A 23,791-nucleotide genomic window follows, 5' to 3' on the forward strand; every position below is an offset into this window, starting at 1 on the left:
CGCCGAAACCCGTCCTGGACCTGAGGTCTCGGGACGGGTTTCGACGTTTCCAGCGCGATCAGACCGCCCGGAGCACCGCCACGACCTTGCCGAGCACGGTCGCGTAGTCGCCCAGGATGGGCTCGAAGTTGGAGTTGCGGGGGAGCAGCCAGGTGTGGCCGTCGCGCTGGCGGAAGACCTTCACCGTGGCCTCCTCGTCGAGCATGGCGGCGACGATGTCGCCGTTCTCGGCCGTCTTCTGCTGGCGGATGACGACCCAGTCGCCGTCGCAGATCGCCGCGTCGATCATCGACTCGCCGACGACCTTCAGCATGAAGAGGTCGCCGTTGCCGACGAGCTGACGGGGGAGGGGGAACACCTCGTCGACCTGCTGCTCCGCAGTGATCGGGATGCCCGCGGCGATGCGGCCGACCAGCGGCACCAGGGTGGCATCGCCCACAGGCGGTGCGGAATCGGCGTCCGGCGACGGCGCATCCTCGAGAGAGGGGACGTCGATCAGCACCTCCATCGCGCGCGGGCGGTTGGGGTCGCGTCGCAGGTAGCCGCTCAGTTCGAGCTGGTTCAGCTGGTGCGTGACGCTCGAGAGCGAGGCGAGGCCGACGGCGTCGCCGATCTCGCGCATGCTCGGCGGGTACCCGCGGGAGAGGACCGAGCGCTGGATCACGTCGAGGATGGCCAGCTGCTTGTCGCTGAGGCTCTTACGGCGCCTGGTGCGCCCCGAGTCGTTCGCCACGTCTACCCGCTTTCACTGCTCGTTCCGACTGCTCCACCGCCGATGTCGGTGGCTGGTGATTGAGTTTCACCGTTGATCGAAACTGTATCCGAGAAGTGCTCGTATACACACGTATGTTCGAGTGTGTCGCAGCGATTTCGGGGATATTCGACTTGACGAGGCAATTACTCGAAGATATATTCGGAACATGACTTCGCACCGGTGCTCCCGGCCGAGCACCGGTGCGAATCCCTCAGGAGGAATCATGAGCATCGCAGCAGCGACCTTGAGCACCACCAGCCGCACCCCGTTCGCCCAGTCGACGGAGCCGCAGGCTTCCACGCCGCGCCTTCGCATCACGCGCCGCGGCCGTGCCGTCCTCGCCTCGCTCGTGGCCCTGCCCGTGGTCGCCGTCCTCGGCGTGATGGCCATGGTCGGTGGCGGCGGTTCCGCCGTCGCCACCGGCGCCACCAGCGGGGTCGACTTCTCCTACCTGACGGTCCAGGCCGGCCAGAGCCTCTGGAGCATCGCCGAGTCGATCGATCCGGATGGCGACCCGCGCGACGTGATCGCCGAGATCCGCACGCTCAACCAGCTCGAGAACTCCTCGGTGCAGCCGGGGCAGCGCATCGCGATCCCGGCCGACCTCGCCAACTGATTCGGCCCCACTCCAGTTCGGCCCCACTCCAGGTGGGTAGCCGATCTCGCATCGTCAGCCCCACGTGCGCCGAGAAGTCGGTTTTACGTCCAACCGAGGCACTTTGGACATGAAAGTGACTTCTCGCGAAGGCAAACGCAGTCTGCGGGCCGTCACGCGCGGGCTCGGTAGAATTCTCCGGTGACCTCCCTCGACGAGCTGCCCATCCGAGACGACCTCCGCGGTCTCGAGCCGTACGGCGCACCGCACCTCCACCTCCCGGTCGAGCTGAACGTCAACGAGAACACGCACCCGATCCCGGAAGACGTCGCCCGCGACATCATCGAGTCGATCGCCCGCGAGCTGATCACCGTCAACCGGTACCCGGATCGGGAGTTCACGGCGCTCCGCGAATCCCTCGCCGCCTACCTCGACAGCATCGAGCCGGGTGCCGGGCTCACCGCCGCGAACATCTGGGCCGCGAACGGGTCGAACGAGGTCCTCCAGCAGATCCTCATGGCTTTCGGTGGCCCAGGTCGCTCCGTCCTGGGCTTCCCTCCCACCTATTCGATGCACTCGATCATCGCCCGGGCGACCGGCACCGAGTGGATCGCGGGGGAGCGCGACGACGACTTTCTGATCTCACCCGAGACCGCGGTGCGCTGGGTCGAGCAGACTCGGCCAGACATCGTCTTCTTCTGCTCCCCGAACAACCCCACGGGCACCCCCCTCGGCCTCGACACGATCGCCGCGGCCTACGACGCCTTCGACGGGATCGTCGTGGTCGACGAGGCCTACGCCGAGTTCACCCCGAGCGGCGAGCCCACCGCGCTCTCCCTCCTCGAGGGCCGCCCGCGCCTGATCGTCTCGCGCACCATGAGCAAGGCCTTCGCCTTCGCCGGCGCCCGGCTCGGTTACCTCGCCGCAGACCCGGCGGTGACGGATGCGCTGCGTCTGGTCCGCCTGCCGTACCACCTGTCCGCGCTCACCCAGGCCGCGGCGGTCGCCGCCCTCGCGCACGCCCCCGAGATGCTCGCGATGGTCGACGACATCAAGGCGCAGCGTGATCGCATGATCGAGGTGCTCACCGAGCTCGGCTACAGCCCGTGGCCGAGCCAGGCCAACTTCGTGCTGTTCGGCGGGGTCGACGACCCCGAGGCGCTCTGGCAGCAGTTGCTCGACCGCGGGATCATCATCCGCAACCTGAGCATCCCGGGCCACCTGCGGGTGAGTGCCGGTACCGCCGCCGAGACCACCGCCTTCCTCGACGCCATGCGCGACCTCACGGCCTGAGCCCGCTCACCTCCTGAGCGACTCACCCCCTGAGCCCGCCCGCCCCCTGAGCCCGCTCACCTCCTGACCCGCCGAGCCCTCGGTAGGATTGACGCATGACCGCACCCCGCACCGCCCGCCTCCAGCGGGAGACGAGCGAGTCCAGCATCGAGCTGTCGCTCGACCTCGACGGCACCGGCGTCTCCGACATCCAGACCTCCGTGCCGTTCTACGACCACCTGCTCACGGCGTTCGCCAAGCACTCGCTGACCGACCTCACAGTCCGGGCGAAGGGCGACATCGAGATCGACGTGCACCACACGGTCGAGGACATCGGGATCGTGCTCGGTCAGGCGATCCGCCAGGCACTCGGCGACAAGGCCGGCATCTCCCGCTTCGGTGACGCCCTCGTACCCCTCGACGAGGCTCTCGTCCAGGCCGTGGTCGACATCTCCGGCCGCCCGTTCCTCGTGCACTCCGGCGAGCCCGCCGGCTTCGAGTACCACCTGATCGGCGGCCACTTCACCGGGTCGATGGTGCGGCACGTCTTCGAGGCGATCACCTTCAACGCCGGCCTCACCGTGCACATCACGGTGCTCGGCGGTCGCGACCCGCACCACATCGCCGAGGCCGAGTTCAAGGCCTTCGCGCGCGCGTTCCGCCAGGCGAAGGCCTTTGACTCGCTCGTCGCCGGCATCCCCTCCACCAAGGGCGCACTGTGACCGACCGCGCACCCCGCGTCGTCGTCCTCGACTACGGCAGCGGCAACATCCACTCGGCGGCGAAGGCCCTCGAGCGGGCCGGCGCCGAGGTCGAGATCACGGCGAATCGCGCGGCCGTGATGGAGGCCGACGGTCTCCTCGTTCCCGGCGTGGGTGCGTTCAGTGCAGTGATGGAGCAGTTGAACACCGTGCGCGGCGGCGAGTTGATCGAGCGGCGCCTGGCCGGCGGACGCCCCGTGCTCGGGATCTGCGTGGGCATGCAGGTCATGTTCGCCGACGGCATCGAGCGCGGCGTCGAGACCGAGGGCCTGGGGGAGTGGCCGGGCACGGTCGACCTCCTCGAGGCCGAGGTCGTGCCCCACATGGGCTGGAACACCGTCGACGCGCCGGAGGACTCGGTGCTGTTCGACGGCATCCGCGACGAGCGCTTCTACTTCGTGCACTCCTACGCGGCCCAGGCCTGGGAGCTCGATCCGCACCCGCGCCTGGCGCCGCCCGCGGTCACCTGGGCGCGCCACGGCTCGCGCTTCATCGCCGCCGTCGAGAACGGGCCGCTGTCGGCCACGCAGTTCCACCCGGAGAAGTCCGGCGACGCCGGCATCCGCCTGCTCTCGAACTGGATCGGCTCGCTGCGCTGACCTCGTTTCGACGTGGCGCACGCCAGTCGCTACGATCGGCGGGGGCCGCATCGGCTCCGCCCGGCGGATCCTTCGGCGCCCGCCCGCCCCACCGGCCAGACCGATCGTCCGGCACCCTCCTCCCGCATCCCACCGATCGAGGTAAGACCCATGAGTGAGTTCAACAAAGCACCCGGGCTGGTGCTGCTGCCCGCTGTCGACGTGGCCGGCGGCAAGGCCGTCCGGCTCACCCAGGGAAAGGCCGGCACCGAGACGCACCACGGCGACCCGGTCGACGCGGCCGCCGACTGGATCTCGCAGGGCGCCGAGTGGATCCACCTCGTCGACCTCGATGCGGCGTTCGGCCGCGGCAGCAACCTCGCCGTGATCAAGAAGGTCATCCGTCAGGCCAAGGGCGTCAACGTCGAGGTCTCTGGCGGCATCCGCGACGACGCGAGCCTCGAGACCGCCCTCGACAGCGGGGCCAAGCGCATCAACCTGGGCACGGCCGCGCTCGAGAACCCCGAGTGGGCCGCCCACGTCATCGCCCGCTACGGCGAGGCGATCGCGGTGGGTCTGGATGTGCGCGGCACGACGCTCGCGGCGCGCGGCTGGACCGAGGACGGCGGCGACCTCTGGCAGGTGCTCGACCGCCTCGAGGAGGCCGGCTGCGCCCGCTACGTCGTGACCGACGTCACGAAGGACGGCACGCTCAAGGGCCCGAACGTCGAACTGCTCCGCCAGGTGATGGAGCGCACCTCCCGCCCGGTGGTCGCCTCCGGCGGCATCTCGAGCCTCGACGACATCGCCGAGCTCCGCGCGCTCGTGCCGCTGGGGCTCGAGGGCGCGATCGTCGGGCGTGCCCTCTACGCGGGCGCCTTCACGCTCGCCGAGGCGCTGGACGTGGCTTCTGACTGACGACGGCGCCGGCGCCGCACCGCACGAGCACAGCGTCGCCGGCAACGCCGCAGGCGCCGGCAACACCGCCGACTCGGCCGGGCAGCCCTGGAAGGGCCGCCACTTCGAGGCCCACGCCGGCGCCCCGGGTGACGAACCCGACGACGGCACCGCACCCCCCGCGCTCCTGGTCGCCCTCGAGCGCTTCCGCGCCGGAACGGCGACCCAGGGCGAGGTGGTGGATGCGCTCCGCTCGGTCCGCGTGCTCGTCCCGCTCGTGGCCCACGCGGGCGACGAAGGTCTGACGGATGCGGGGCTCCGCGTCGACAAGACCCAGGAACTCTCCCTCGTCACGGTCGGTGGCCCCGACGGTCGTACGGTTCTGCCCGCATTCTCTTCCGTCACGGCACTGTCTGCCTGGAATCCGAAGGCCCGGCCGATCCCGGTGGACGCGCGCCGCGCCGCTCTGGCGGCCGCCGCCGAGGGAACCGAGCTCATCGTGCTCGACCCCGGTTCGCCGACCGAATTCGCTCTCCGCCGCCCGGCGGTCTGGGCGCTCGCGCAGGACACCCCGTGGCAGCCCGCCGTCGACGATCCCGCCGTCATCGGGGCGTTCGAGCGGTCGATCCAGGGCGAACCGGTGGTCGCCGGCATCCTGGTGATCGCGGGCGACGCCCAGGCGCGGCTCAGCGCCCCCGAGCTGGTCGTCGTCCTGGCGCTCGCACCGGGCCTGGATCAGCAGCAGCTGCAGTCCCTCGTCGCTTCGCTCCAGGAGAACTGGGCCGCCGACGAGGTCATCGCGAACCGCGTCGACTCCCTGTCGGTGAGGCTGACCGCCCTCAGCTGACCGGCCCGGTGTACTTCTCTCCAGGCCCTTCGCCGATCGGGTCCTGAACCGACGACGCCTCACGGAACGCCAGCTGCAGCGATCGCAATCCGTCGCGGAGCGCCCGCGCGTGCTGGTCGCCCAGGAAGGGCGCGGAGGCCGTGACCAGGCCGGCCAACGCGGTGATCAGCTTGCGTGCCTCATCCAGATCGGTCTCGATGTCGGGGTCGTCCGAGAGCCCGCACTTGACCGCGGCGGCGCTCATCAGGTGCACGGCGGTCGTGGTGATGACCTCGACGGCGGGCACCTCGGCGATGTCCCGCAGGGCGTCCGCTTCGGCCTGGGCCTCGGCGTCGGATCCGGCGTCGAAAGCTGCTGAGTCACTCATTCCAGGTGGTCCTTACTGAATCGGGCGAGTCTCTGCTAGACTCTTCGCGGCTCTGAGTCTGTATTGACTCAGCACGAAAGTGGAGAATCTCCCACCCGCGCATACCGCTTCATTAGGTTACCGGGTCGATTGCACCCCCTGTGTTGATGGGTCGGCCTATGGCCGGCACCGTCGAGACAGAGACCAAGGGTGTGGTGCCGCACGGTCCACGTGCGCGCATCGGGGGTTCCTCCTGCATTCGTCACAGAAACGAAACTAAGGAGTAACGCATCAGCGATCCCCGTACAAACGACCGTATCCGTGTCCCCGAGGTCCGCCTCGTGGGCCCGGGCGGCGAGCAGGTCGGCGTCGTCAGCATCGACGTCGCCCTTCGGCTTGCCCAGGAGGCAGACCTCGACCTCGTCGAGGTCGCGCCCAACTCCAAGCCCCCGGTCGCGAAGATCATGGACTACGGAAAGTTCAAGTACGAAGCCGCGCAGAAGGCGAAAGAAGCCCGTCGCAACCAGGCCAACACGATCCTCAAAGAGGTCCGTTTCCGCCTGAAGATCGACGTGCACGACTACGAGACCAAGCGCAAGCGCGCCGAGGGCTTCCTCAAGGCCGGCGACAAGGTGAAGGCCATGATCCTGTTCCGCGGTCGTGAGCAGTCGCGTCCCGACCAGGGTGTCCGCCTGCTCCAGCGCTTCGCGGAGGACGTGGCCGAGTTCGGCACCGTCGAGTCCAGCCCCACCATCGACGGCCGCAACATGGTCATGGTCATCGGTCCGCTGAAGAACAAGTCCGAGGCCAAGGCCGAGCAGAACGCCAAGCGCGACGCCTCGAAGGCCCGCTCGCACGAGCAGGCCGCCCCCGAGTCCGACGCCCCCGAGGGCGCCGAGACCCCCGAAGACTCCGGCACCACGCCGGCCACTCCGGCCGCATCGGCCGAGTAACAAGCCCGAACACACAAGGAGAACCACTATGCCCAAGATGAAGACGCACTCCGGTGCCAAGAAGCGATTCAAGGTCACCGGTACCGGCAAGCTCGTGAAGCAGCAGGCCGGCATGCGCCACAACCTGGAGGTCAAGGCCCCGGGGCGTAAGGCTCGCCTGAACAAGGACCAGGTGCTGTCCAAGGCAGACACCAAGGTCGCCAAGAAGCTTCTCGGCCTGTAGCCACCGCTGCACCAGCCGACCGAGACCTGAGAAGGAATACAGAACAATGGCAAGAGTCAAGAGGGCCGTCAACGCCCACAAGAAGCGTCGCGTCATCCTCGAGCGCGCCGAGGGCTACCGCGGTCAGCGGTCGCGCCTCTACCGCAAGGCGAAGGAGCAGGTCACCCACTCCCTCGTCTACTCCTACCGTGACCGTCGTGCGCGCAAGGGCGACTTCCGCCGCCTGTGGATCCAGCGCATCAACGCGGCCTCGCGTGCGAACGGCCTGACCTACAACCGCCTCATCCAGGGCCTCGCCCTGGCCGGCATCGAGGTCGACCGCCGCATCCTCGCCGAGCTCGCCGTGAACGAGCCCGCGACCTTCGCGGCCATCGTCGCGAGCGCCAAGGCAGCTCTTCCGGCCGACACCTCGGCCCCGAAGGCCGCGGCGTAAGCCGTCGCCCCCGAGCGAAGCAGCACCCACAAGAGAACAGAGAGAGCGTCACATGCTTGACAATCCGCGATCACCTCGCGTTCGGGCTGTGGCGAAACTCGCCAAGAAGGGAGCCCGGTCTGAGACCGGGCTCTTTCTCTTGGAGGGCCCGCAGGCCGTCTCCGAGGCGCTGACCTTCGCACCCCACCTGATCGACGAGCTGTTCGCGACGCCGACCGCGCTCGACCGCCATCCCGAGATCGCCTCGCGCGCATCCGATGCCTCGCTCGACGTCGAGTTCGTCACCGAGCAGGTGCTCGACTCGATGGCCGACACGGTGACGCCACAGGGCTTCGTCGCCGTCTGCCGGCAGTTCCCCACTGCGGTCAAAGACATCTTCGCCGCCGGCCCCACACTCATCGCCGTCCTCGAAGAGGTGCGCGACCCCGGCAACGCGGGCACGATCATCCGGGCAGCGGATGCGGCGGGTGCGGATGCGGTCATCCTCACCGGCCGCTCCGTCGACCTGTACAACCCGAAGGTGGTCCGCTCGACCACCGGGTCGATCTTCCACCTCCCCGTCGCCGTCGAGGCGACCCTCGAGGACGTGCTGCTGCGCGCCCGGGAGGCCGGCCTGCAGACGCTCGCGGCCGACATCAAGGGCGACGACCTGCTCGACGTGCGCACGGCGGGCCTGCTCGGCACCCCCACGGCGTGGGTGTTCGGCAACGAGGCCCGTGGCCTCCCGGACGAGGTGCTCACCGCGGTCGACCGGGCCGTCTCGCTGCCGATCTACGGCCAGGCCGAGTCGCTGAACCTCGCCACGGCGGCGTCGGTCTGCCTCTACGAGAGCGCGTTCGCCCTCCGCTCCTGAGTGTTTCGAATGCGTTTCATTTGAGTCACGGATCCGTATGTTCGGTTGCTGACCCTCTTTCGGGTGTGCTTGGGTAAACCTCATGGATTCGCCTGCCACCCCCATTCGAGGCACGGGAGGGGCAGCCGCCCCCCTCGTCGTCATCGATCACGTCGACAAGCACTTCGGCGATCTGCACGTCCTCCGCGACATCACGACCTCGGTCGCCCGCGGCGAGGTCGTCGTGGTGATCGGTCCCTCCGGTTCCGGCAAGTCGACGCTCTGTCGCGCGATCAACCGGCTCGAGACCATCGACTCCGGCTCCATCACCATCGACGGCAAGGAGCTGCCGAGCGAGGGGCGTGAGCTCGCGACGCTGCGGGCCGACGTCGGGATGGTGTTCCAGTCCTTCAACCTCTTCGCGCACAAGACCGTGCTCGAGAACGTCACGCTGGCGCCGATGCGGGTGCGGAAGCTCTCGAAGAAGGATGCCGAGAAGCGCGGCATGGAACTGCTCGACCGGGTGGGCGTCGCGAACCAGGCCAAGAAGCTCCCCGCCCAGCTCTCCGGCGGCCAGCAGCAGCGCGTCGCGATCGCGCGCTCCCTCGCGATGGATCCGAAGCTCATCCTCCTCGACGAGCCGACCAGCGCCCTCGACCCCGAGATGATCAACGAGGTGCTCGACGTGATGGTCGGCCTCGCGCGCGACGGCATGACGATGATCGTCGTCACCCACGAGATGGGCTTCGCCCGCAAGGCCGCGGACAGAGTCGTCTTCATGGCCGACGGGCGCATCGAGGAAGAGGCGACGCCGGAGGAGTTCTTCAGCAACCCCAAGTCACCGAGAGCGAAGGACTTCCTCTCGAAGATCCTCGCCCACTAGGCGGGAACAACCCCGCCACAGCCGTTGCGCGGGGCACAGCACAAGAGAGGTACGACCAATGAGGCACAAGAAGCTATCGTTTCTCGCACTCGCCGCGGTGACCGCCGTGGCCCTCGCCGGATGCGCCGGCGGCGACTCCGGGAGCCCCGCGGTGACGCCTGAGGCGGCGCCCACCTTCGCGGCGGGTTCCACGATGGAGGCCATCGCGTCCGCGGGTGAGATCACCATCGGCACCAAGTTCGATCAGCCGCTGTTCGGTTTGGTCGGTCCCGACGGGACGCCCGAGGGCTTCGACGTCGAGATCGGCAAGATCATCGCCGCGAAGCTCGGCATCGCGCCCGAGAAGATCAAGTGGGTCGAGACGGTCTCGGCCAACCGCGAGCCGTTCATCCAGCAGGGCGAGGTCGACGTCGTCGTCGCCACCTACACGATCAACGACAAGCGCAAAGAGGTCATCTCGTTCGCCGGGCCATACTACGAGGCCGGTCAGAGCATCCTGACCCTGTCGGACAACGACACGATCAAGAGCGAGGACGACCTCGTCGGCCAGCCGGTGTGCTCGGTCACCGGGTCGACCCCGGCCGCGAACCTCGAGGCGCTCGGCGCCCAGGTCGTGCTCACCGACACCTACACGAACTGCCTGGAGCCGCTGCGCACCGGTCAGGTCGTCGCGGTCTCGACCGACAACGTCATCCTCGCCGGGCTCGCCGCCCAGAACGAGGGCGAGTTCAAGGTCGTGGGGGAGCCCTTCACCCAGGAGCCGTACGGCATCGGCCTAGCCAAGGACGACACCGACTTCCGCATGTTCATCAACGACGTGCTCGAGGAGTCCTACGGCGACGGCACCTACGAGGCCGCCTGGGAGTCCACGGCGGGCTCCGTGCTGCCGTTCGTCGAGCCGCCGGCGGTCGACCGCTACTGATCCGGTCGTGACGGCGGGATGCCTGCGGGCGTCCCGCCGTCCCGTCCGCCCGGCCGCCGCCAGCTGACCACGGCCATGCCAGCACGAACACACGCACCAAGAACACACGTCCCACGAACACACCGACCAGACAGGAGCACGGGTGAACGTCGTCATCGACAATCTGCCGGCCTACATCGAGGGCTTCCTGCAGACCGTGTCACTGCTGCTCATGGCCGGGGCCGGCGCCCTCGTGATCGGCACCATCGTCGCCGCAATGCGGATCTCGCCGGTGCCCTCGCTCAGCGGGTTCGCGGCGGTCTACACCGAGCTGCTCCGCAACACCCCGCTCACGCTCGTGCTGTTCTTCTGCGCGATCATCCTTCCCTACCTCGGGTCCGAGCTGCCGTACTTCTGGTGCGCGGTGATCGGGCTCACGCTGTACACCTCGCCCTTCGTGGCCGAGGCGCTGCGCTCGGGCATCAACGGTGTGCCGATCGGTCAGGCCGAGGCGGCGAGGAGCCTCGGGCTCGGCTTCGGCCAGACCGTCGGGCTGATCATCTTCCCCCAGGCATTCCGGATGGTGATCCCGCCGCTGATCAGCGTGCTGATCGCGCTCACCAAGAACACCTCGGTGGCCGGCGCCTTCTTCGTCGCCGACCTCTTCGGCGTGGGCCGCGAGCTCGCCAACGCCAACGGCAACGCCGTCGTCGCCGTGCTGCTGGCCGTCGCCACCTTCTATCTGCTCATCACCATCCCGCTCGGCATCCTCGCCGCGCGGCTCGAGAAGAGATTCGCGGTGACCCGATGACCTCCGTGCTGTTCGACGCCCCCGGCCCCCGGGCCAAGCGACGGTCGCGCATCGCCTCGGTGATCGTGATCGTCCTGATCCTCGCCGGTGTCGGCTGGATCGTGTACACCCTGGCCCAGCCCCGCGAATCCGGCGGCATCACGCTGCCCGGCTACTTCGACTGGAGCCGCTGGGAGAAGCCCGTCACCGACCCGGAGTTCTGGGGTGCGGTGGGCCGCGGCCTCCTCAACACCCTGCAGGCCGCCGGTATCGGTGCCGTCATGGCGCTCGTCGTGGGCGTGCTGTTCGCGCTCCTCCGCACCTCGCAGAGCGCTTTCGTCCGCGTGCCGACCACGATCGTGCTCGAGTTCCTCCGCGGCATGCCCGTGCTGCTGATGATGCTCTTCATCCTTCTCGTCGCCTCGACCGGTGCGTTCTGGGCCGTGGTGCTCGCACTCGGCCTCTACAACGGCGCCATCATCGGCGAGGCCCTCCGCGCGGGCATCAACTCGCTGCCGCGGGGCCAGCGCGAAGCCGGGCTCAGTCTCGGGATGACGCGGCTGCAGACCAAGATGCTGATCGAGTTCCCCCAGGCGTTCCGCCAGATGCTGCCGATCATCCTGGCGCAGCTCGTGGTGCTGCTGAAAGACACCAGCCTCGGCTACATCGTCGGTTTCAACGAGCTCATCCGCACCACGATGAACAACCTGTCGAGCTTCTACGGCAACCGCTACCTGATCACGCTGTTCATCATCACGCTCGTGATCTACCTCACGGTCAACCTCACGCTGTCGTGGGTGGCGAGACGGATCGCCCGCCGTCGTGGCGGGCGGGCGCCGCTCGTCGTCGCCGACGGTCTGGCGACCGGCTCGGCCGTGCTGGTCGGCAGCACCACCCTCACCGGGGCCGCGGCGAACCCGGAGGACGCGACGACCGAGTAGCCCGCTGCACGAGGCCTCGCGGGAGAACGCCCGCGTACCGCGTAAACTTGTGACTCGTGTCTGAACCCATCGCCATCACCGAGCAGGCGGTGAACGACGCGGTCGACGCGGCGCTCGCAGCCCTCGAGACCGCAGCCGACTCCGCGACGCTCCGTGCCGTCCGCTCCGAGCACGCCGGGGAGAACTCCCCGCTGGCCGCGTTCAACGCCGCCATCAAGTCGCTCCCAGGCGACCAGAAGGCTGCGGCCGGCAAGCTCGTCGGGCAGGCGAGGGCTCGCGTCAATCAGGCCATCGCGGCTCGGGAGACCGAGGTCGTCGCCCTCGAGGAGCAGGCCCGGCTCGCGTCGGAGGCCGTCGACGTGACGGCCGTGCCCACCCGCCGCCGTCCCGGAGCCCGCCATCCGCTCTCCCTCCTGCAGGACAGGATCGCCGACATCTTCGTCGGCATGGGCTGGGAGGTGGCCGAAGGCCCCGAGGTCGAGAGCGAGTGGTTCAACTTCGACGCCCTCAACTTCGACGCCGACCACCCGGCGCGCGCGATGCAGGACACCTTCTTCATCGACCCGCCCGAGGCGCACCTGGTGCTGCGCACGCACACCAGCCCGGTGCAGATCCGCAGCCTGCTCGAGCGCGACCTCCCGGTCTACGTGATCGCTCCGGGCCGGGTGTACCGCACCGACGAGCTCGACGCGACGCACACCCCCGTCTTCAGCCAGGTCGAGGGCATCGCCATCGACAAGGGCCTGACCATGGCGCACCTGCGCGGCACGCTCGAGCACTTCGCCCGGCAGATGTTCGGCGAGGGCGCCAAGATCCGCCTGCGCCCCAACTACTTCCCCTTCACCGAGCCCAGTGCCGAGATGGATGTCTGGCAGCCCAACGCCAAGGGCGGTGCGCGCTGGGTCGAATGGGGCGGCTGCGGCATGGTCAACCCCAACGTGCTCCGCGCGGCGGGCATCGACCCCGACGAGTACTCGGGCTTCGCGTTCGGCATGGGTATCGAGCGCACCCTGCAGTTCCGCAACGATCTCAATGACATGCGCGACATGGTCGAGGGCGACGTCCGCTTCTCGCAGCAGTTCGGAATGGTGGTCTGACGATGAGGATTCCGATCAGCTGGCTCGCCGAGTACGTCGACCTCCCCGCGGAGGCGTCGATCGACGACATCCACGCCGCACTGGTCAAGGTCGGGCTGGAAGAGGAGGGGTCGCACGACTTCGACCTCACCGGCCCGATCGTGGTCGGCGAGGTGCTCTCCTTCGAGCCCGAGCCGCAGTCCAACGGCAAGACCATCCGCTGGTGCCAGGTGCGCGTCGCCCCCGAGGGGCAGGCCGCGGCCGACGGCGGGGCGGATGTGCGCGGCATCGTCTGCGGCGCCGGCAACTTCTTCGCCGGCGACAAGGTCGTCGTGACCCTGCCCGGCGCGGTGCTGCCCGGCGGCTTCGCGATCGCCGCCCGCAAGACCTACGGCCACGTCTCCGACGGAATGATCGCCTCGGCCCGTGAGCTCGGGCTGGGGGAGGACCACGACGGCATCCTCCGGCTCACCACCCTGGGCCTCGACCCCGAGGTCGGCACGGATGCGATCGCGCTGCTCGGGCTCGACGACTCGGCCGTCGAGGTCAACGTCACACCCGACCGCGGCTACGCCTTCTCGATCCGCGGCATCGCCCGCGAGTACTCTCACTCCACCGGAGCGGCCTTCCGAGACCCCGCCGACCGTGTCACGCCCGTCGTGGGCACCGGCTTCCCGGTCGCGATCCACGACGAGGCGCCGATCCGCGGCCGCGTGGGCGCGACCGTCTTCGTCACCCGCGTGGTGCGCGGCGTCGACCCGACCGTGCCGAGCCCGGCCTGGCTCGTGGCGCGGCTGAAGCTCGCCGGCATCCGTTCGATCTCGCTCGTCGTCGACATCACCAACTACGTGATGCTCGAGTTCGGCCAGCCGATCCACGGCTACGACCTGGATGCGCTCCAGGGCGGCATAGTCGTCCGTCGCGCCGGCGAGGGCGAGACCCTCGAGACGCTCGACGGCCAGACCCGCACGCTCGATCCGGAAGACCTCGTGATCGCCGACGACCGCGGAGCCATCGGCCTCGCCGGCGTCATGGGCGGCGCGTCCACCGAGATCGGCGGCGGCACGAAGAACGTGTTGATCGAGGCCGCGAACTTCGACCCGGTCTCGATCGCCCGCACCGCCCGCCGGCACAAGCTGCCGAGCGAGGCCTCGCGCCGGTTCGAGCGCGGCGTCGACCCCAAGGTGGCGGCTCCCGCGGCGGCACGGGTCGTCGAACTTCTCGAGACACTGGCCGGCGGCACCGCCGACGACCTCGGTTCCGAGCACCACGAGCACCCCGAGGCCGGAGCCATCATGGTGCCGTTCGGCTACGTCGGCGGCCTCGTGGGCGTGGACTTCACCCCCGACGAGATCTCCAGCTCGCTGGCCGAGATCGGCGGATCGGTCGAGGAGAACGCGGCCGGCTTCGTCGTCACCCCGCCGTCCTGGCGGCCCGACCTCACCGACAAGGCCTCGCTCGCCGAGGAGGTCGCCCGCATCGTCGGCTACGACCGCATCCCGAGCATCCTGCCCGTGGCACCCCCCGGGCGCGGCCTCACGGTCTCGCAGCTGACCCGCCGGCGCACCGCCGACGTGCTCGCGGCCGGCGGGCTCACCGAGGTGCTCGCCTACCCCTTCCTCACCGAGGCGCAGAACGCGGCCTTCGGCAGCGCGACCGGCGAGGTGGTCCCCGCGATCCGCGTGGCGAACCCGCTCGACTCGCAGGCGGCCCTCCTCCGCACCTCGCTCGTGCCCGGGCTGATCGACATCGCGCGCCGCAACCTGTCGCGCGGGCTCACCGACCTGGCGCTGTTCGAGATCGGATCCGTCTTCCTCCCCGAGGCCGGGCGTGCCTACGGGCAGGATTCGTTGCCGCTCGGCGCGGCCCTGCCCAGCCCGGAGGCTCTGCTCGAGCTGCACGCCGGCATCCCGCCCCAGCCCCGGCACGTCGGGGTGCTCGTGCTCGGCAACGCGATCGACAAGCAGCCCGGGCAGCCCGCGGTTCCCGCCGGCATCGCCGACGTGCTCGACACCGTGCAGCTGCTCGAGACGGCGCTCGCCGTGAAGCTGCGCGTGGCGAAGGGGCAGCACGTGTCGCTGCACCCGGGCCGCACCGCCGAGCTGTTCATCCAGACGCCCGTGGGCGAGCGGAGCGTGGGCTTCGCCGGCGAGGTGCTCCCCGCGATCACGCACGAGCTCGACCTGCCCCGCGTGGTGGCGGTCGCCGAACTCGATCTGGATGCGCTGATCGCCGCGGCCGGGACGACGATCGACGTCGCCCCGATCAGCGGGTTCCCCGCCGCGACCCAGGACCTCTCGCTCGTCGTCGACCGCTCGGTCGCGGCCGGCGAGGTCGAGGCCGCGGTCGTGGAGGGTGCCGGCGAGCTGCTCGAGAGCATCCGGCTGGTCGACGACTACCGCGGGCAGGGACTGCCCGAGGAGTCGAAGTCGCTGACCTTCGCGCTGCGCTTCCGTGCCCCCGACCGCACCCTGACCGCGGCGGAGGCCAGCGACGCCAAGCTCGCGGGCGCCGCCCGGGCCGGCGAGCTCTACTCCGCGACCGTGCGGGAGTAGCCCGGAGCCACGGGCTAGATTGGATCCATGGTCTACTCAGTCGCGATCGCCGGTGCCAGCGGATACGCGGGCGGCGAGCTGCTCCGTCTGCTGAGCGCGCATCCGGAGTTCGAGGTTCGCACGGTGACGGCGAACAAGAACGCCGGTCAGCCTCTCGTCGCCCTGCACCCGCACCTGCGCTCGTACGCGGGGATGGTGCTGCAGGAGACCACCGCCGAGGTGCTGAAGGGCCACGACGTGGTCTTCCTCGCCCTGCCCCACGGGCATTCGGGAGCCCTCGCGGCCGAGCTCGGCGACGCGAGCCTCGTCGTCGACTGCGGCGCCGACCACCGGCTCACGAGCGCCGACGCCTGGGAGAAGTTCTACAAGTCGGAGTACCACGGCTCCTGGCCCTACGGCCTGCCCGAACTGCTGCTGCCCTCGGGTGTCAAGCAGCGCGAGAACCTCGCCGGTGTCAACCGCATCGCGGTGCCGGGCTGCAACGTCACGGCGGTGAGCCTCGCGCTCGCGCCCGGCCTCCGGGCCGGGGTGGTGCAGCCGATCGACCTCGGCGCTGTCCTGGCCGTCGGCCCGTCCGGTGCCGGCAAGACCCTGCGCACCGACCTGCTCGCGAGCGAGATCCTGGGCTCGGCGCACGCCTACGGCATCGGCGGCACCCACCGGCACGTGCCCGAGATCATCCAGAACCTCAGCGGGCCGGGCGAACCGGTGACCGTGTCGTTCACCCCCGTCCTCGTGCCGATGGCGCGCGGCATCCTGGCCACCTCGACCGCGCGGCTGCAGCCCGGGGTCAGCGCCGCCGACGTGCGCTCGGCCTGGAGCCTGGCCTACGCCGACGAGCCTTTCGTGCAGCTGCTGCCCGAGGGCGAGTTCCCGAGCGTCAGCGACACGATCGGCGCCAACACCGCGCTGATCGGGCTGATGGTCGACGAGGCCGCCGAGCGCGTGGTGACCGTCACGGCGCTCGACAACCTCGTCAAGGGCACGGCGGGCGCCGCCATCCAGTCGACCAACATCGCCCTGGGGCTGCCCGAGGGTCTCGGGCTCCCCGTGAACGGAGTCGCCCCGTGAGCATCACCCGTCCCGCCGGATTCCGCGCCTCCGGAGTCGTCGCCGGCCTCAAGTCGACCGGCGCGCGCGACCTCGCACTCGTCGTCAACGACGGCCCCCTGACCAATGCGGCCGCCGTGTTCACCTCGAACCGCGCCAAGGCCAACCCGGTGCTCTGGTCCGAGCAGGTCATCAGAGACGGCTCGGTCGCCGCGGTCATCCTGAACTCCGGCGGCGCCAACTGCTTCACCGGGTCGTTCGGCTTCCAGACCACCCACGCCACCGCCGAGGCGGTCGCCGAGGGGCTGTCGGTCTCGGCCGGCGATGTGCTCGTGTGTTCCACGGGCCTCATCGGCGTGGGCGATCAGGTGTTCCGCGACGCGATCCTCGACCACGTGCCGGCCAGCGTCTCGGCGCTCTCCGCCGACGGCGGGGCGGCTGCGGCGCTCGCGATCATGACGACCGACTCGCACCCCAAAGAAGCGGTCGCCGAGTCGGCTGCCGGCTGGTCGATCGGCGGCATGGCCAAGGGCGCCGGGATGCTCGCGCCGGGCCTCGCGACGATGCTGGTCGTGATCACGACCGACGCCGACCTCCCGCCCGAAGTGCTCGACCGCACCCTGCGCGCTGCGACCCGGGTCACCTTCGACCGCGTCGACTCGGACGGCTGCATGTCGACCAACGACACCGTCGCCCTCCTCGCCTCCGGCGCCTCGGGCGTAGTCGCCGACGAGGCGGAATTCGCCGAGGCCCTCACCGATCTCTGCGCCGACCTCTGCCTGCAGCTTCAGGGTGACGCCGAAGGCGCGAGCCACGACATCGCGATCGAGGTGGTGAACGCCGCGAGCGAGGACGAGGCGGTCGTCGTCGGCCGCGCGGTCTCGCGCAGCAACCTCCTGAAGGCCGCTATCTTCGGCAACGACCCGAACTGGGGCCGTGTGCTCGCAGCGATCGGCACGACTGACGCCGCCTTCGACCCCTACGCCATCGACGTCTCGATGAACGGCGTCATGGTCTGCCGGAGCGGCGAGCCCGGGGAGGACCGCACGCTGGTCGACCTGACCCCGCGCGCGACGACGATCCTGATCGACCTCAAGGCCGGCGACGCCGCCGCGACGATCCTCACCAACGACCTCACGCACGACTACGTGCACGAGAACAGCGCCTACGCCAGCTGATGAGCGAGCCGATCGGATCCACCCCGCCCACCGCGCCCACCGGGTCGAGCATTAGCGCGGGCGCGGGCCTGGCCGACCCCGCGACCGCTGCCGAGGCGGCCGCCCTCGTCCACGTCAAGGCGCAGACCCTGATCGACTCCCTGCCGTGGCTCAAGCGTTTCCACGGCCAGATCATGGTGATCAAGTTCGGCGGCAACGCGATGGTCGACCCCGACCTGCAGCGCACCTTCGCCGAGGACATCGTCTACCTCCGGTACGCCGGCATCCGCCCCGTCGTGGTGCACGGGGGAGGGCCGCAGATCTCCCGGATGCTCGAGCGCCTCGGCATCGCGAGCGAGTTCCGCGGCGGCTACCGGGTCACGAGCCCCGAGGCGATGGACGTAGTGCGCATGGTGCTCACCGGGCAGATCAGCCGCGACATCGTCAGTCACATAAACGAGCACGGCCCGCTCGCCGCCGCCCTGTCGGGCGAGGACGCGGGCTTGTTCGAGGGCCGGAAGCGCACGATCGAGATCGACGGCGAGCAGGTCGATCTCGGCCAGGTCGGCGACGTCGTCGGGGTGAACCCGGAAGGCGTGCTCGCGCAGCTCGAGGCCGGCCGCATCCCGGTCGTCTCCTCGATCGCCCCCGACATCGACGAACCGGGCCAGGTGCTCAACGTGAACGCGGATGCCGCGGCCGCCGCGCTCGCCGTCGCCCTCAGCGCGGCGAAGCTCGTCATCCTGACCGACGTGGCCGGTCTCTACAGCGACTGGCCGAACCGCGACTCGCTCGTCTCGGTGATCGGCAGCGAAGAGCTCCGCGACCTGCTGCCGAGCCTGGAGTCCGGGATGATCCCCAAGATGTCGGCGTGCCTCGAGGCCGTCGACGGGGGAGTGGCCAAGGCCGCGATCATCGACGGGCGCGAGCCGCACTCGATCCTGCTCGAAGTCTTCACCCAGGGCGGTGTCGGCACCGAGGTGGTGCCGGCCCCGGCCCGCTGACCCGGCCCCGCCGGGCAACCCGAAACGGAGGAACCGATGTCCAGCATCGGAACGGACAACCCGTGGCCGAGTCGCTTCGACCGGTCGCTGATGCGCACGATGGGCATGCCGCTGCGCTGCCTGGTGCGCGGTGAGGGCGCCTATGTCTGGGACGACGAGGGCCGCGAGTACCTCGACTTCCTCGCCGGCATCGCCGTCAACTCGCTCGGGCACGCGCATCCGGTGTTCGTCGAGGCGGTCTCCCGCCAGGCCGGCACGCTCGCCCACGTCTCGAACTACTTCTCGACCCCGCCCCAGCTCGAGCTCGCCGAGCGCCTGACCCGGATCACGGGAGCCGGCGACGGCGGCCGGGCCTACTTCTGCAACTCGGGCGCCGAGGCGAACGAGGCCGCGTTCAAGCTCGCGCGGCTGAACACGTCGCCCACCCGCACCAAGATCCTGGCGCTCACCAACTCCTTCCACGGCCGCACGATGGGGGCGCTCGCCCTCACCGGCAAGCCCGCCATGCGCGAGCCCTTCGAGCCGATGCCCGGCGGCGTCCACCACATCGACTCCACGATCGAGGCGCTCGAGGCCGCGATCGACGACACCGTGGCCGCCCTCTTCGTCGAGCCCATCAAGGGCGAGGCCGGCGTGCTCGACCTGCCGGCCGGTTTCCTCACCCGGGCCCGCGAGCTCACCGAGGAGCACGGCGTTCTCCTCGTCCTCGACGAGATCCAGACCGGGGTCGGGCGCACGGGCGCCTGGTTCGCCTACCAGAACGCCGGCATCGTCCCGGATGCGGTGACCGTCGCGAAGGGGATGGCCGGCGGTTTCCCGATCGGCTCGCTGGTCACCTTCGGCTGGGCCTCCGACCTCTTCCAGCGCGGGATGCACGGCAGCACGTTCGGCGGCAACCCGCTCGCGACCGCGACCGCGAACGCGGTGCTCGGTGAGATCGAGCGGGCCGGACTGATCGAGAACGCGCGCCTCCGCGGCGAGCAGCTGCGCACCGTGCTGCGCGAGATCGACACCTCGCTGATCGCCGAGGTGCGCGGCCAGGGACTCCTCGTCGGCGTCGGCCTGACCGAGCCGGTCGCGACCCGGATCGCGGATGCGGCGCTCGAGCACGGCCTCATCATCAACGCCCCGAACGACTCGAGCCTGCGCATCGCGCCGCCCCTGATCATCGGCGACGACGAGGTGCGTGAGTTCGGCAACCGCGTGCGCGCCGCCTTCGCGGCAGTATCCTGATCCTTTCCGTTCCCGACCCGAGGCGATTCATGACCCGGCACTTCCTCCGCGACGACGACATCACCCCTGCCGAGCAGGCCGAGATCCTCGACCTGGCCGAGCGCCTGAAGAGCGACCGCTTCCAGGCGCGCCCGCTCGAGGGTCCGCAGACGGTGGCCGTCATCTTCGACAAGTCCTCGACCCGCACCCGCGTCTCGTTCGCAGTCGGGATCGCCGACCTGGGCGGCATCCCCTTGATCATCTCCACCGCCTCGAGCCAGCTCGGAGGCAAGGAGACCGCATCCGACACCGCGCGCGTGCTCGAGCGCCAGGTCGCCGCCATCGTCTGGCGCACCTACGCGCAGTCGGGTCTCGAGGAGATGGCGGCCGGCACCACGGTCCCGGTCGTCAACGCCCTGTCGGATGACTTCCACCCGTGCCAGCTGCTGGCCGACTTCCTGACCATCCGCGAGCACCGCGGGGCGCTCGCCGGGCTCACCGTCGCCTTCCTCGGCGACGGGGCGAGCAACATGGCCCAGTCGTACCTGCTCGCCGGCGCGACCGCGGGCATGAACGTGCGGATCGCGAGCCCGGCCGGCTACGCGCCGGACCCGTCCGTCGTGGCCGACGCCGAGGCCCGCGCGGCCGAGACCGGGGGATCGGTGCTCGTGCTGGAGGATCCGGCCGAGGCCGCCACCGGCGCCGACGTGATCGTCACCGACACCTGGGTCTCGATGGGCAAGGAGGACGAGAAGGCGGCCCGCATCACCTCCTTCGCCGGCTTCCAGGTCGACGAGGCCATGATGGCCCGCGCCAAGGATGACGCGCTCTTCCTGCACTGCCTTCCCGCCGACCGCGGCTACGAGGTCTCGGCCGAGGTGATCGACGGGCCGCAGAGCGTGATCTGGGACGAGGCGGAGAACCGGCTGCACGCGCAGAAGGCCCTGCTGGTCTGGCTGTTCGAGCAGAACGCCCAGTCCAAGGCGCCGACGCGGAAGGCGGGCTTCTGATGAGCGCCGACGAACCGGGCGACGCCACGAACCGGGCCGCGGAGGCCGGAGCCCTCTGGGGCGGCCGCTTCTCCGGCGGCCCCGCCCCCGAACTCGCCGAGCTGAGCCGCTCGACGCACTTCGACTGGCAGCTCGCGCAGTACGACATCGCGGGATCCCGCACCCACGCCCGGGCCCTCGCCCGCGCCGGCTACCTCACGGCGGCCGAGCTCGACGGCATGCTCGAGGCGCTCGACTCCCTCGCCGCCGCCGTCGACTCGGGGGAGTTCACCCCGCAACCGACGGATGAAGACGTGCACTCCGCGCTCGAACGCGGTCTGATCGAGTTCTCCGGTCCCGAGCTCGGCGGCAAGCTCCGCGCCGGCCGTAGTCGCAACGACCAGATCGCGACCCTGGTGCGGATGCTGCTCCGCGATCATGCCGCAACCCTGACCCGCCTGCTCGTCGACCTGATCGACGCCACCGCATCGCAGGCGGACGCGAACTTCGACGCGATCCTCCCCGGCCGCACCCACCTGCAGCACGCCCAGCCGGTGTTGCTCGCGCACCAGTTACTCGCGCACTGCTGGCCGCTCGTCCGCGACATCGAACGCCTCCGCGACTGGGATGCGCGTGCCGACGCCTCGCCCTACGGATCGGGCGCCCTCGCCGGCAACACCCTGGGCCTGGATGCCGAGTTCGTCGCGCACGACCTCGGCTTCGCGCACGGGGTCGAGAACTCGATCGACGGCACGTCCTCGCGCGACGTGGTCGCCGAGTTCGCCTACGTCACCGCGCAGATCGGCATCGACCTCTCCCGGTTCGCCGAGGAGATCATCATCTGGAACACGAAGGAGTTCGGGTTCGTCACCCTCTCGGACTCCTACTCGACGGGGTCGTCGATCATGCCCCAGAAGAAGAACCCGGACATCGCCGAGCTCGCGCGAGGCAAGGCCGGTCGCCTGATCGGCAACCTCACCGGGCTGCTGGCCACGCTGAAGGGCCTGCCCCTCGCGTACAACCGCGACCTGCAGGAGGACAAGGAGCCGGTCTTCGACTCGATCAAGACCCTCGAGGTGCTGCTGCCCGCTTTCACCGGCATGGTCGCGACCCTCACCTTCCACACCGAGCGGATGGCCGAGCTCGCACCGCAGGGCTTCTCGCTGGCGACCGACGTCGCCGAGTGGCTGGTCAAGCAGCACATCACCTTCCGCGACGCGCACGAGATCACGGGCTCCCTGGTCAAGTTCGCCGAGGACCACGACCTCGATCTCGACGAGCTGAGCGACGAGCAGTTCGCGTCGATCTCGCCGCACCTCACGCCCGAGGTGCGATCGGTGCTCACGATCGAGGGATCCGTGGCGAGCCGCGACGGATCCGGCGGAACCGCAGGTGTCCGCGTCCGCGAGCAGCTCGCGCATCTGACGGAGCGCGTCCGCGCCCTCGTCTCGCAGACCTCGGCCCTTCCCGGAGGCGCAGCATGACCGATCCCGGCAAGCAGTCCAAGCCCTCTCGTCCCGTGCCGTCGGGCGAGCAGCCCGTCGACCCCGGATTCTGGCGCCGCCCGCTGTCGAGCCGGATGGTCTGGGTGCTGATCGCCGCGGCCGCCGTCGTGCTCGCCGCCGGCGTCGTCGTCAGCCTCGCCCTCGGCGTGCGCCTGTTCTGATCCGGCCCGCGAACCTGAACCCGTGATCGACCTTTCGGCGTCGGCTGTGGAGGTGGCGCCGCAGTTGCTCGGCGCGATCATCGGCCACGACTCCCCGGAGGGCCGCGTCGCCGTGCGCCTCACCGAGGTCGAGGCGTACCTGGGTGTCGGCATCGATCCCGGCTCGCACGCCTTCCGGGGCGAGACCCGGCGGAACGGTGTGATGTTCGGCGAACCGGGCCGGCTCTATACGTACTTCACCTACGGGATGCACGTGTGCGCCAACATCGTCTGCTCACCTCCCGGTGAAGCGTCCGCCGTGCTGTTGCGCGCGGGGGAGGTCGTCGAAGGGCTCGAGCTCGCCCGCAGCCGACGCCCCACCTCCAAGTCGGATCGCGATCTCGCCCAGGGCCCGGCCCGGCTCGTCCGCGCTCTCGGCATCGCGATGACGGATGACGGCGCGGCGCTGGACGCCCCGCCGTTCTCGCTCGACCTCCCGGCATCGGGGACGACCCCGGATCCCTCCGTCGTCAGGACGAGTCTCCGCACCGGGGTGAGCGGAGACGGCGGTCGCGAGCCGTTCCCGTGGCGCATCTATCTCGCGGGGGAGCCCACCGTCTCGCCCTACAAGAAGCACCCGAAGCTGTGACGCCGAGCGCGACACGCCCGGGCTGCACGGCCATTTGCGAGCCCCTCAGGTCCCGCGTAATGTAATCCCTCGTCACCCCACAGGTGCGGAAAAGCGGAAGAGCTTGCCGGCCTCAAGTTGGAGACACAATCCCATTGCATCACACCTCGTCCGAGTCGGTCGTTTTGACTAGCCGGACAGTGATGCTAGGGTAGAGAAGTTGCCCAGAGCGGCGGTCGTGAGGCCTGGTTCTGGTGCATCCGATCCTTGAGAACTCAACAGCGTGCACATTGTCAAATGCCAAATACCCCGTCCAGGCTTCGGTCTGGTTGGGATTCCTTTGGAATACATTTAAACGAAACAAAGCAAGTCAGTAATGATTTGTTCTGTCAGTTTCAAACTCGCAGTGCCAGGGCCTATTCCGGCCGGGTGCTGCAAACAAATGTGCCGGCCTTTCGGGGTCGTGCAA

26 protein-coding genes are annotated in these 23,791 nt (G+C 69.7%); 24 read left to right on the top strand and 2 right to left on the bottom strand.

What is annotated here, in order from left to right; translation table 11 throughout:
- Window positions 1-58 precede the first annotated feature (58 nt).
- On the bottom strand, window positions 59-733 hold the full coding sequence (gene lexA, locus HSO01S_RS14785) for a transcriptional repressor LexA (RefSeq protein ID WP_066042938.1): 675 nt from the start codon (window positions 731-733) through the stop codon (window positions 59-61).
- Between the two features lie 244 nt (window positions 734-977).
- On the opposite strand from lexA, the gene HSO01S_RS14790 reads away from it, so the two are divergent.
- The 6 genes from HSO01S_RS14790 (at window position 978) to HSO01S_RS14815 (ending at window position 5,704) form a co-directional block, all read left to right on the top strand.
- Window positions 978-1,370 carry a LysM peptidoglycan-binding domain-containing protein gene (locus HSO01S_RS14790; protein WP_084361708.1) on the top strand — a complete coding sequence of 131 codons (393 nt, stop codon included), beginning with the start codon at window positions 978-980 and terminating at the stop codon, window positions 1,368-1,370.
- A 180-nt stretch (window positions 1,371-1,550) separates the two neighbouring features.
- Window positions 1,551-2,642 carry a histidinol-phosphate transaminase gene (locus HSO01S_RS14795; protein WP_066042939.1) on the top strand — a complete coding sequence of 364 codons (1,092 nt, stop codon included), beginning with the start codon at window positions 1,551-1,553 and terminating at the stop codon, window positions 2,640-2,642.
- Between the two features lie 95 nt (window positions 2,643-2,737).
- The gene (hisB, locus tag HSO01S_RS14800; RefSeq protein WP_066042940.1) at window positions 2,738-3,343 is read left to right on the top strand and encodes an imidazoleglycerol-phosphate dehydratase HisB; all 606 of its coding nucleotides are present in this window, start codon (window positions 2,738-2,740) and stop codon (window positions 3,341-3,343) included.
- Complete coding sequence (hisH, locus tag HSO01S_RS14805; protein WP_066042941.1) at window positions 3,340-3,981, top strand: imidazole glycerol phosphate synthase subunit HisH; 642 nt, start codon at window positions 3,340-3,342, stop codon at window positions 3,979-3,981. The genes hisB and hisH overlap by 4 nt, the downstream gene beginning before the upstream one ends.
- A gap of 150 nt (window positions 3,982-4,131) precedes the next feature.
- Window positions 4,132-4,878: a bifunctional 1-(5-phosphoribosyl)-5-((5-phosphoribosylamino)methylideneamino)imidazole-4-carboxamide isomerase/phosphoribosylanthranilate isomerase PriA gene (gene priA, locus HSO01S_RS14810; protein ID WP_066042942.1), complete on the top strand. Its 747-nt coding sequence runs from the start codon at window positions 4,132-4,134 to the stop codon at window positions 4,876-4,878.
- A complete protein-coding gene (locus tag HSO01S_RS14815) occupies window positions 4,871-5,704 on the top strand; it encodes an SseB family protein (RefSeq protein WP_066042996.1) in 834 nt (277 codons plus the stop codon). The genes priA and HSO01S_RS14815 overlap by 8 nt, the downstream gene beginning before the upstream one ends.
- Here the strand turns inward: HSO01S_RS14815 and HSO01S_RS14820 are convergent.
- Window positions 5,697-6,071: a DUF1844 domain-containing protein gene (locus HSO01S_RS14820; protein WP_066042943.1), complete on the bottom strand. Its 375-nt coding sequence runs from the start codon at window positions 6,069-6,071 to the stop codon at window positions 5,697-5,699. The genes HSO01S_RS14815 and HSO01S_RS14820 overlap by 8 nt on opposite strands.
- Window positions 6,072-6,391: 320 nt before the next feature.
- Here HSO01S_RS14820 and infC point away from each other — a divergent pair, with 320 nt between their 5' ends.
- From infC to HSO01S_RS14910, 18 genes are all read left to right on the top strand, one after another.
- On the top strand, window positions 6,392-7,003 hold the full coding sequence (gene infC, locus HSO01S_RS14825; protein WP_373280212.1) for a translation initiation factor IF-3: 612 nt from the start codon (window positions 6,392-6,394) through the stop codon (window positions 7,001-7,003).
- A 28-nt stretch (window positions 7,004-7,031) separates the two neighbouring features.
- The gene (gene rpmI, locus HSO01S_RS14830; protein ID WP_066042944.1) at window positions 7,032-7,226 is read left to right on the top strand and encodes a 50S ribosomal protein L35; all 195 of its coding nucleotides are present in this window, start codon (window positions 7,032-7,034) and stop codon (window positions 7,224-7,226) included.
- Between the two features lie 46 nt (window positions 7,227-7,272).
- Window positions 7,273-7,659 (top strand): 50S ribosomal protein L20, encoded by a 387-nt coding sequence (rplT, locus tag HSO01S_RS14835; protein ID WP_066042945.1) that lies wholly within the window; start codon window positions 7,273-7,275, stop codon window positions 7,657-7,659.
- Window positions 7,660-7,711: 52 nt separating this feature from the next.
- Window positions 7,712-8,512 carry a TrmH family RNA methyltransferase gene (locus HSO01S_RS14840; RefSeq protein ID WP_066042946.1) on the top strand — a complete coding sequence of 267 codons (801 nt, stop codon included), beginning with the start codon at window positions 7,712-7,714 and terminating at the stop codon, window positions 8,510-8,512.
- An 82-nt stretch (window positions 8,513-8,594) separates the two neighbouring features.
- Window positions 8,595-9,374, top strand: coding sequence for an amino acid ABC transporter ATP-binding protein (locus HSO01S_RS14845; protein ID WP_066042947.1), 780 nt, complete (start codon window positions 8,595-8,597; stop codon window positions 9,372-9,374).
- Between the two features lie 58 nt (window positions 9,375-9,432).
- The gene (locus tag HSO01S_RS14850; protein ID WP_066042948.1) at window positions 9,433-10,296 is read left to right on the top strand and encodes a glutamate ABC transporter substrate-binding protein; all 864 of its coding nucleotides are present in this window, start codon (window positions 9,433-9,435) and stop codon (window positions 10,294-10,296) included.
- A 142-nt stretch (window positions 10,297-10,438) separates the two neighbouring features.
- Window positions 10,439-11,086 carry an amino acid ABC transporter permease gene (locus HSO01S_RS14855; protein WP_066042949.1) on the top strand — a complete coding sequence of 216 codons (648 nt, stop codon included), beginning with the start codon at window positions 10,439-10,441 and terminating at the stop codon, window positions 11,084-11,086.
- Window positions 11,083-12,006 (top strand): amino acid ABC transporter permease, encoded by a 924-nt coding sequence (locus tag HSO01S_RS14860; RefSeq protein WP_084361710.1) that lies wholly within the window; start codon window positions 11,083-11,085, stop codon window positions 12,004-12,006. The genes HSO01S_RS14855 and HSO01S_RS14860 overlap by 4 nt, the downstream gene beginning before the upstream one ends.
- A gap of 56 nt (window positions 12,007-12,062) precedes the next feature.
- A complete protein-coding gene (pheS, locus tag HSO01S_RS14865; RefSeq protein ID WP_066042950.1) occupies window positions 12,063-13,103 on the top strand; it encodes a phenylalanine--tRNA ligase subunit alpha in 1,041 nt (346 codons plus the stop codon).
- Window positions 13,104-13,105: 2 nt separating this feature from the next.
- On the top strand, window positions 13,106-15,637 hold the full coding sequence (gene pheT / locus HSO01S_RS14870; RefSeq protein WP_066042951.1) for a phenylalanine--tRNA ligase subunit beta: 2,532 nt from the start codon (window positions 13,106-13,108) through the stop codon (window positions 15,635-15,637).
- Between the two features lie 27 nt (window positions 15,638-15,664).
- Window positions 15,665-16,708 (top strand): N-acetyl-gamma-glutamyl-phosphate reductase, encoded by a 1,044-nt coding sequence (gene argC / locus HSO01S_RS14875; protein ID WP_066042952.1) that lies wholly within the window; start codon window positions 15,665-15,667, stop codon window positions 16,706-16,708.
- Window positions 16,705-17,865, top strand: a complete 1,161-nt coding sequence (gene argJ / locus HSO01S_RS14880; RefSeq protein WP_066042953.1) for a bifunctional glutamate N-acetyltransferase/amino-acid acetyltransferase ArgJ — start codon at window positions 16,705-16,707, stop codon at window positions 17,863-17,865. Before argC ends, argJ begins: the two co-directional genes overlap by 4 nt.
- Window positions 17,865-18,848: an acetylglutamate kinase gene (argB, locus tag HSO01S_RS14885; protein ID WP_084361711.1), complete on the top strand. Its 984-nt coding sequence runs from the start codon at window positions 17,865-17,867 to the stop codon at window positions 18,846-18,848. Before argJ ends, argB begins: the two co-directional genes overlap by 1 nt.
- Before the next feature lie 36 nt (window positions 18,849-18,884).
- Window positions 18,885-20,081 carry an acetylornithine transaminase gene (locus tag HSO01S_RS14890; RefSeq protein WP_066042954.1) on the top strand — a complete coding sequence of 399 codons (1,197 nt, stop codon included), beginning with the start codon at window positions 18,885-18,887 and terminating at the stop codon, window positions 20,079-20,081.
- Between the two features lie 29 nt (window positions 20,082-20,110).
- Window positions 20,111-21,070, top strand: coding sequence for an ornithine carbamoyltransferase (gene argF / locus HSO01S_RS14895; protein WP_066042955.1), 960 nt, complete (start codon window positions 20,111-20,113; stop codon window positions 21,068-21,070).
- Window positions 21,070-22,533 (top strand): argininosuccinate lyase, encoded by a 1,464-nt coding sequence (argH, locus tag HSO01S_RS14900; protein ID WP_066042956.1) that lies wholly within the window; start codon window positions 21,070-21,072, stop codon window positions 22,531-22,533. The genes argF and argH overlap by 1 nt, the downstream gene beginning before the upstream one ends.
- Window positions 22,530-22,715, top strand: a complete 186-nt coding sequence (locus tag HSO01S_RS14905) for a hypothetical protein (protein WP_066042957.1) — start codon at window positions 22,530-22,532, stop codon at window positions 22,713-22,715. The genes argH and HSO01S_RS14905 overlap by 4 nt, the downstream gene beginning before the upstream one ends.
- A 22-nt stretch (window positions 22,716-22,737) precedes the next feature.
- Window positions 22,738-23,343 carry a DNA-3-methyladenine glycosylase gene (locus HSO01S_RS14910; protein ID WP_066042958.1) on the top strand — a complete coding sequence of 202 codons (606 nt, stop codon included), beginning with the start codon at window positions 22,738-22,740 and terminating at the stop codon, window positions 23,341-23,343.
- Window positions 23,344-23,791 lie beyond the last annotated feature (448 nt).

The organism is Herbiconiux solani NBRC 106740 (assembly GCF_001571005.1).
GTDB classification, from domain to species: domain Bacteria; phylum Actinomycetota; class Actinomycetes; order Actinomycetales; family Microbacteriaceae; genus Herbiconiux; species Herbiconiux solani.

Bases quoted from the DNA above. Each gene is read 5' to 3' on its own strand.
- rplT (WP_066042945.1), top strand. From the start codon at position 7,273: ATGGCAAGAGTCAAGAGGGCCGTCAACGCCCACAAGAAGCGTCGCGTC.
- argC (WP_066042952.1), top strand. From the start codon at position 15,665: ATGGTCTACTCAGTCGCGATCGCCGGTGCCAGCGGATACGCGGGCGGC.
- HSO01S_RS14890 (WP_066042954.1), top strand. From the start codon at position 18,885: ATGTCCAGCATCGGAACGGACAACCCGTGGCCGAGTCGCTTCGACCGG.
- HSO01S_RS14850 (WP_066042948.1), top strand. From the start codon at position 9,433: ATGAGGCACAAGAAGCTATCGTTTCTCGCACTCGCCGCGGTGACCGCC.
- rpmI (WP_066042944.1), top strand. From the start codon at position 7,032: ATGCCCAAGATGAAGACGCACTCCGGTGCCAAGAAGCGATTCAAGGTC.
- HSO01S_RS14905 (WP_066042957.1), top strand. From the start codon at position 22,530: ATGACCGATCCCGGCAAGCAGTCCAAGCCCTCTCGTCCCGTGCCGTCG.
- HSO01S_RS14840 (WP_066042946.1), top strand. From the start codon at position 7,712: ATGCTTGACAATCCGCGATCACCTCGCGTTCGGGCTGTGGCGAAACTC.
- HSO01S_RS14790 (WP_084361708.1), top strand. From the start codon at position 978: ATGAGCATCGCAGCAGCGACCTTGAGCACCACCAGCCGCACCCCGTTC.
- HSO01S_RS14860 (WP_084361710.1), top strand. From the start codon at position 11,083: ATGACCTCCGTGCTGTTCGACGCCCCCGGCCCCCGGGCCAAGCGACGG.
- argH (WP_066042956.1), top strand. From the start codon at position 21,070: ATGAGCGCCGACGAACCGGGCGACGCCACGAACCGGGCCGCGGAGGCC.
- HSO01S_RS14845 (WP_066042947.1), top strand. From the start codon at position 8,595: ATGGATTCGCCTGCCACCCCCATTCGAGGCACGGGAGGGGCAGCCGCC.
- HSO01S_RS14820 (WP_066042943.1), bottom strand. From the start codon at position 6,071: ATGAGTGACTCAGCAGCTTTCGACGCCGGATCCGACGCCGAGGCCCAG.
- priA (WP_066042942.1), top strand. From the start codon at position 4,132: ATGAGTGAGTTCAACAAAGCACCCGGGCTGGTGCTGCTGCCCGCTGTC.
- argF (WP_066042955.1), top strand. From the start codon at position 20,111: ATGACCCGGCACTTCCTCCGCGACGACGACATCACCCCTGCCGAGCAG.
- pheT (WP_066042951.1), top strand. From the start codon at position 13,106: ATGAGGATTCCGATCAGCTGGCTCGCCGAGTACGTCGACCTCCCCGCG.
- argB (WP_084361711.1), top strand. From the start codon at position 17,865: ATGAGCGAGCCGATCGGATCCACCCCGCCCACCGCGCCCACCGGGTCG.
- hisB (WP_066042940.1), top strand. From the start codon at position 2,738: ATGACCGCACCCCGCACCGCCCGCCTCCAGCGGGAGACGAGCGAGTCC.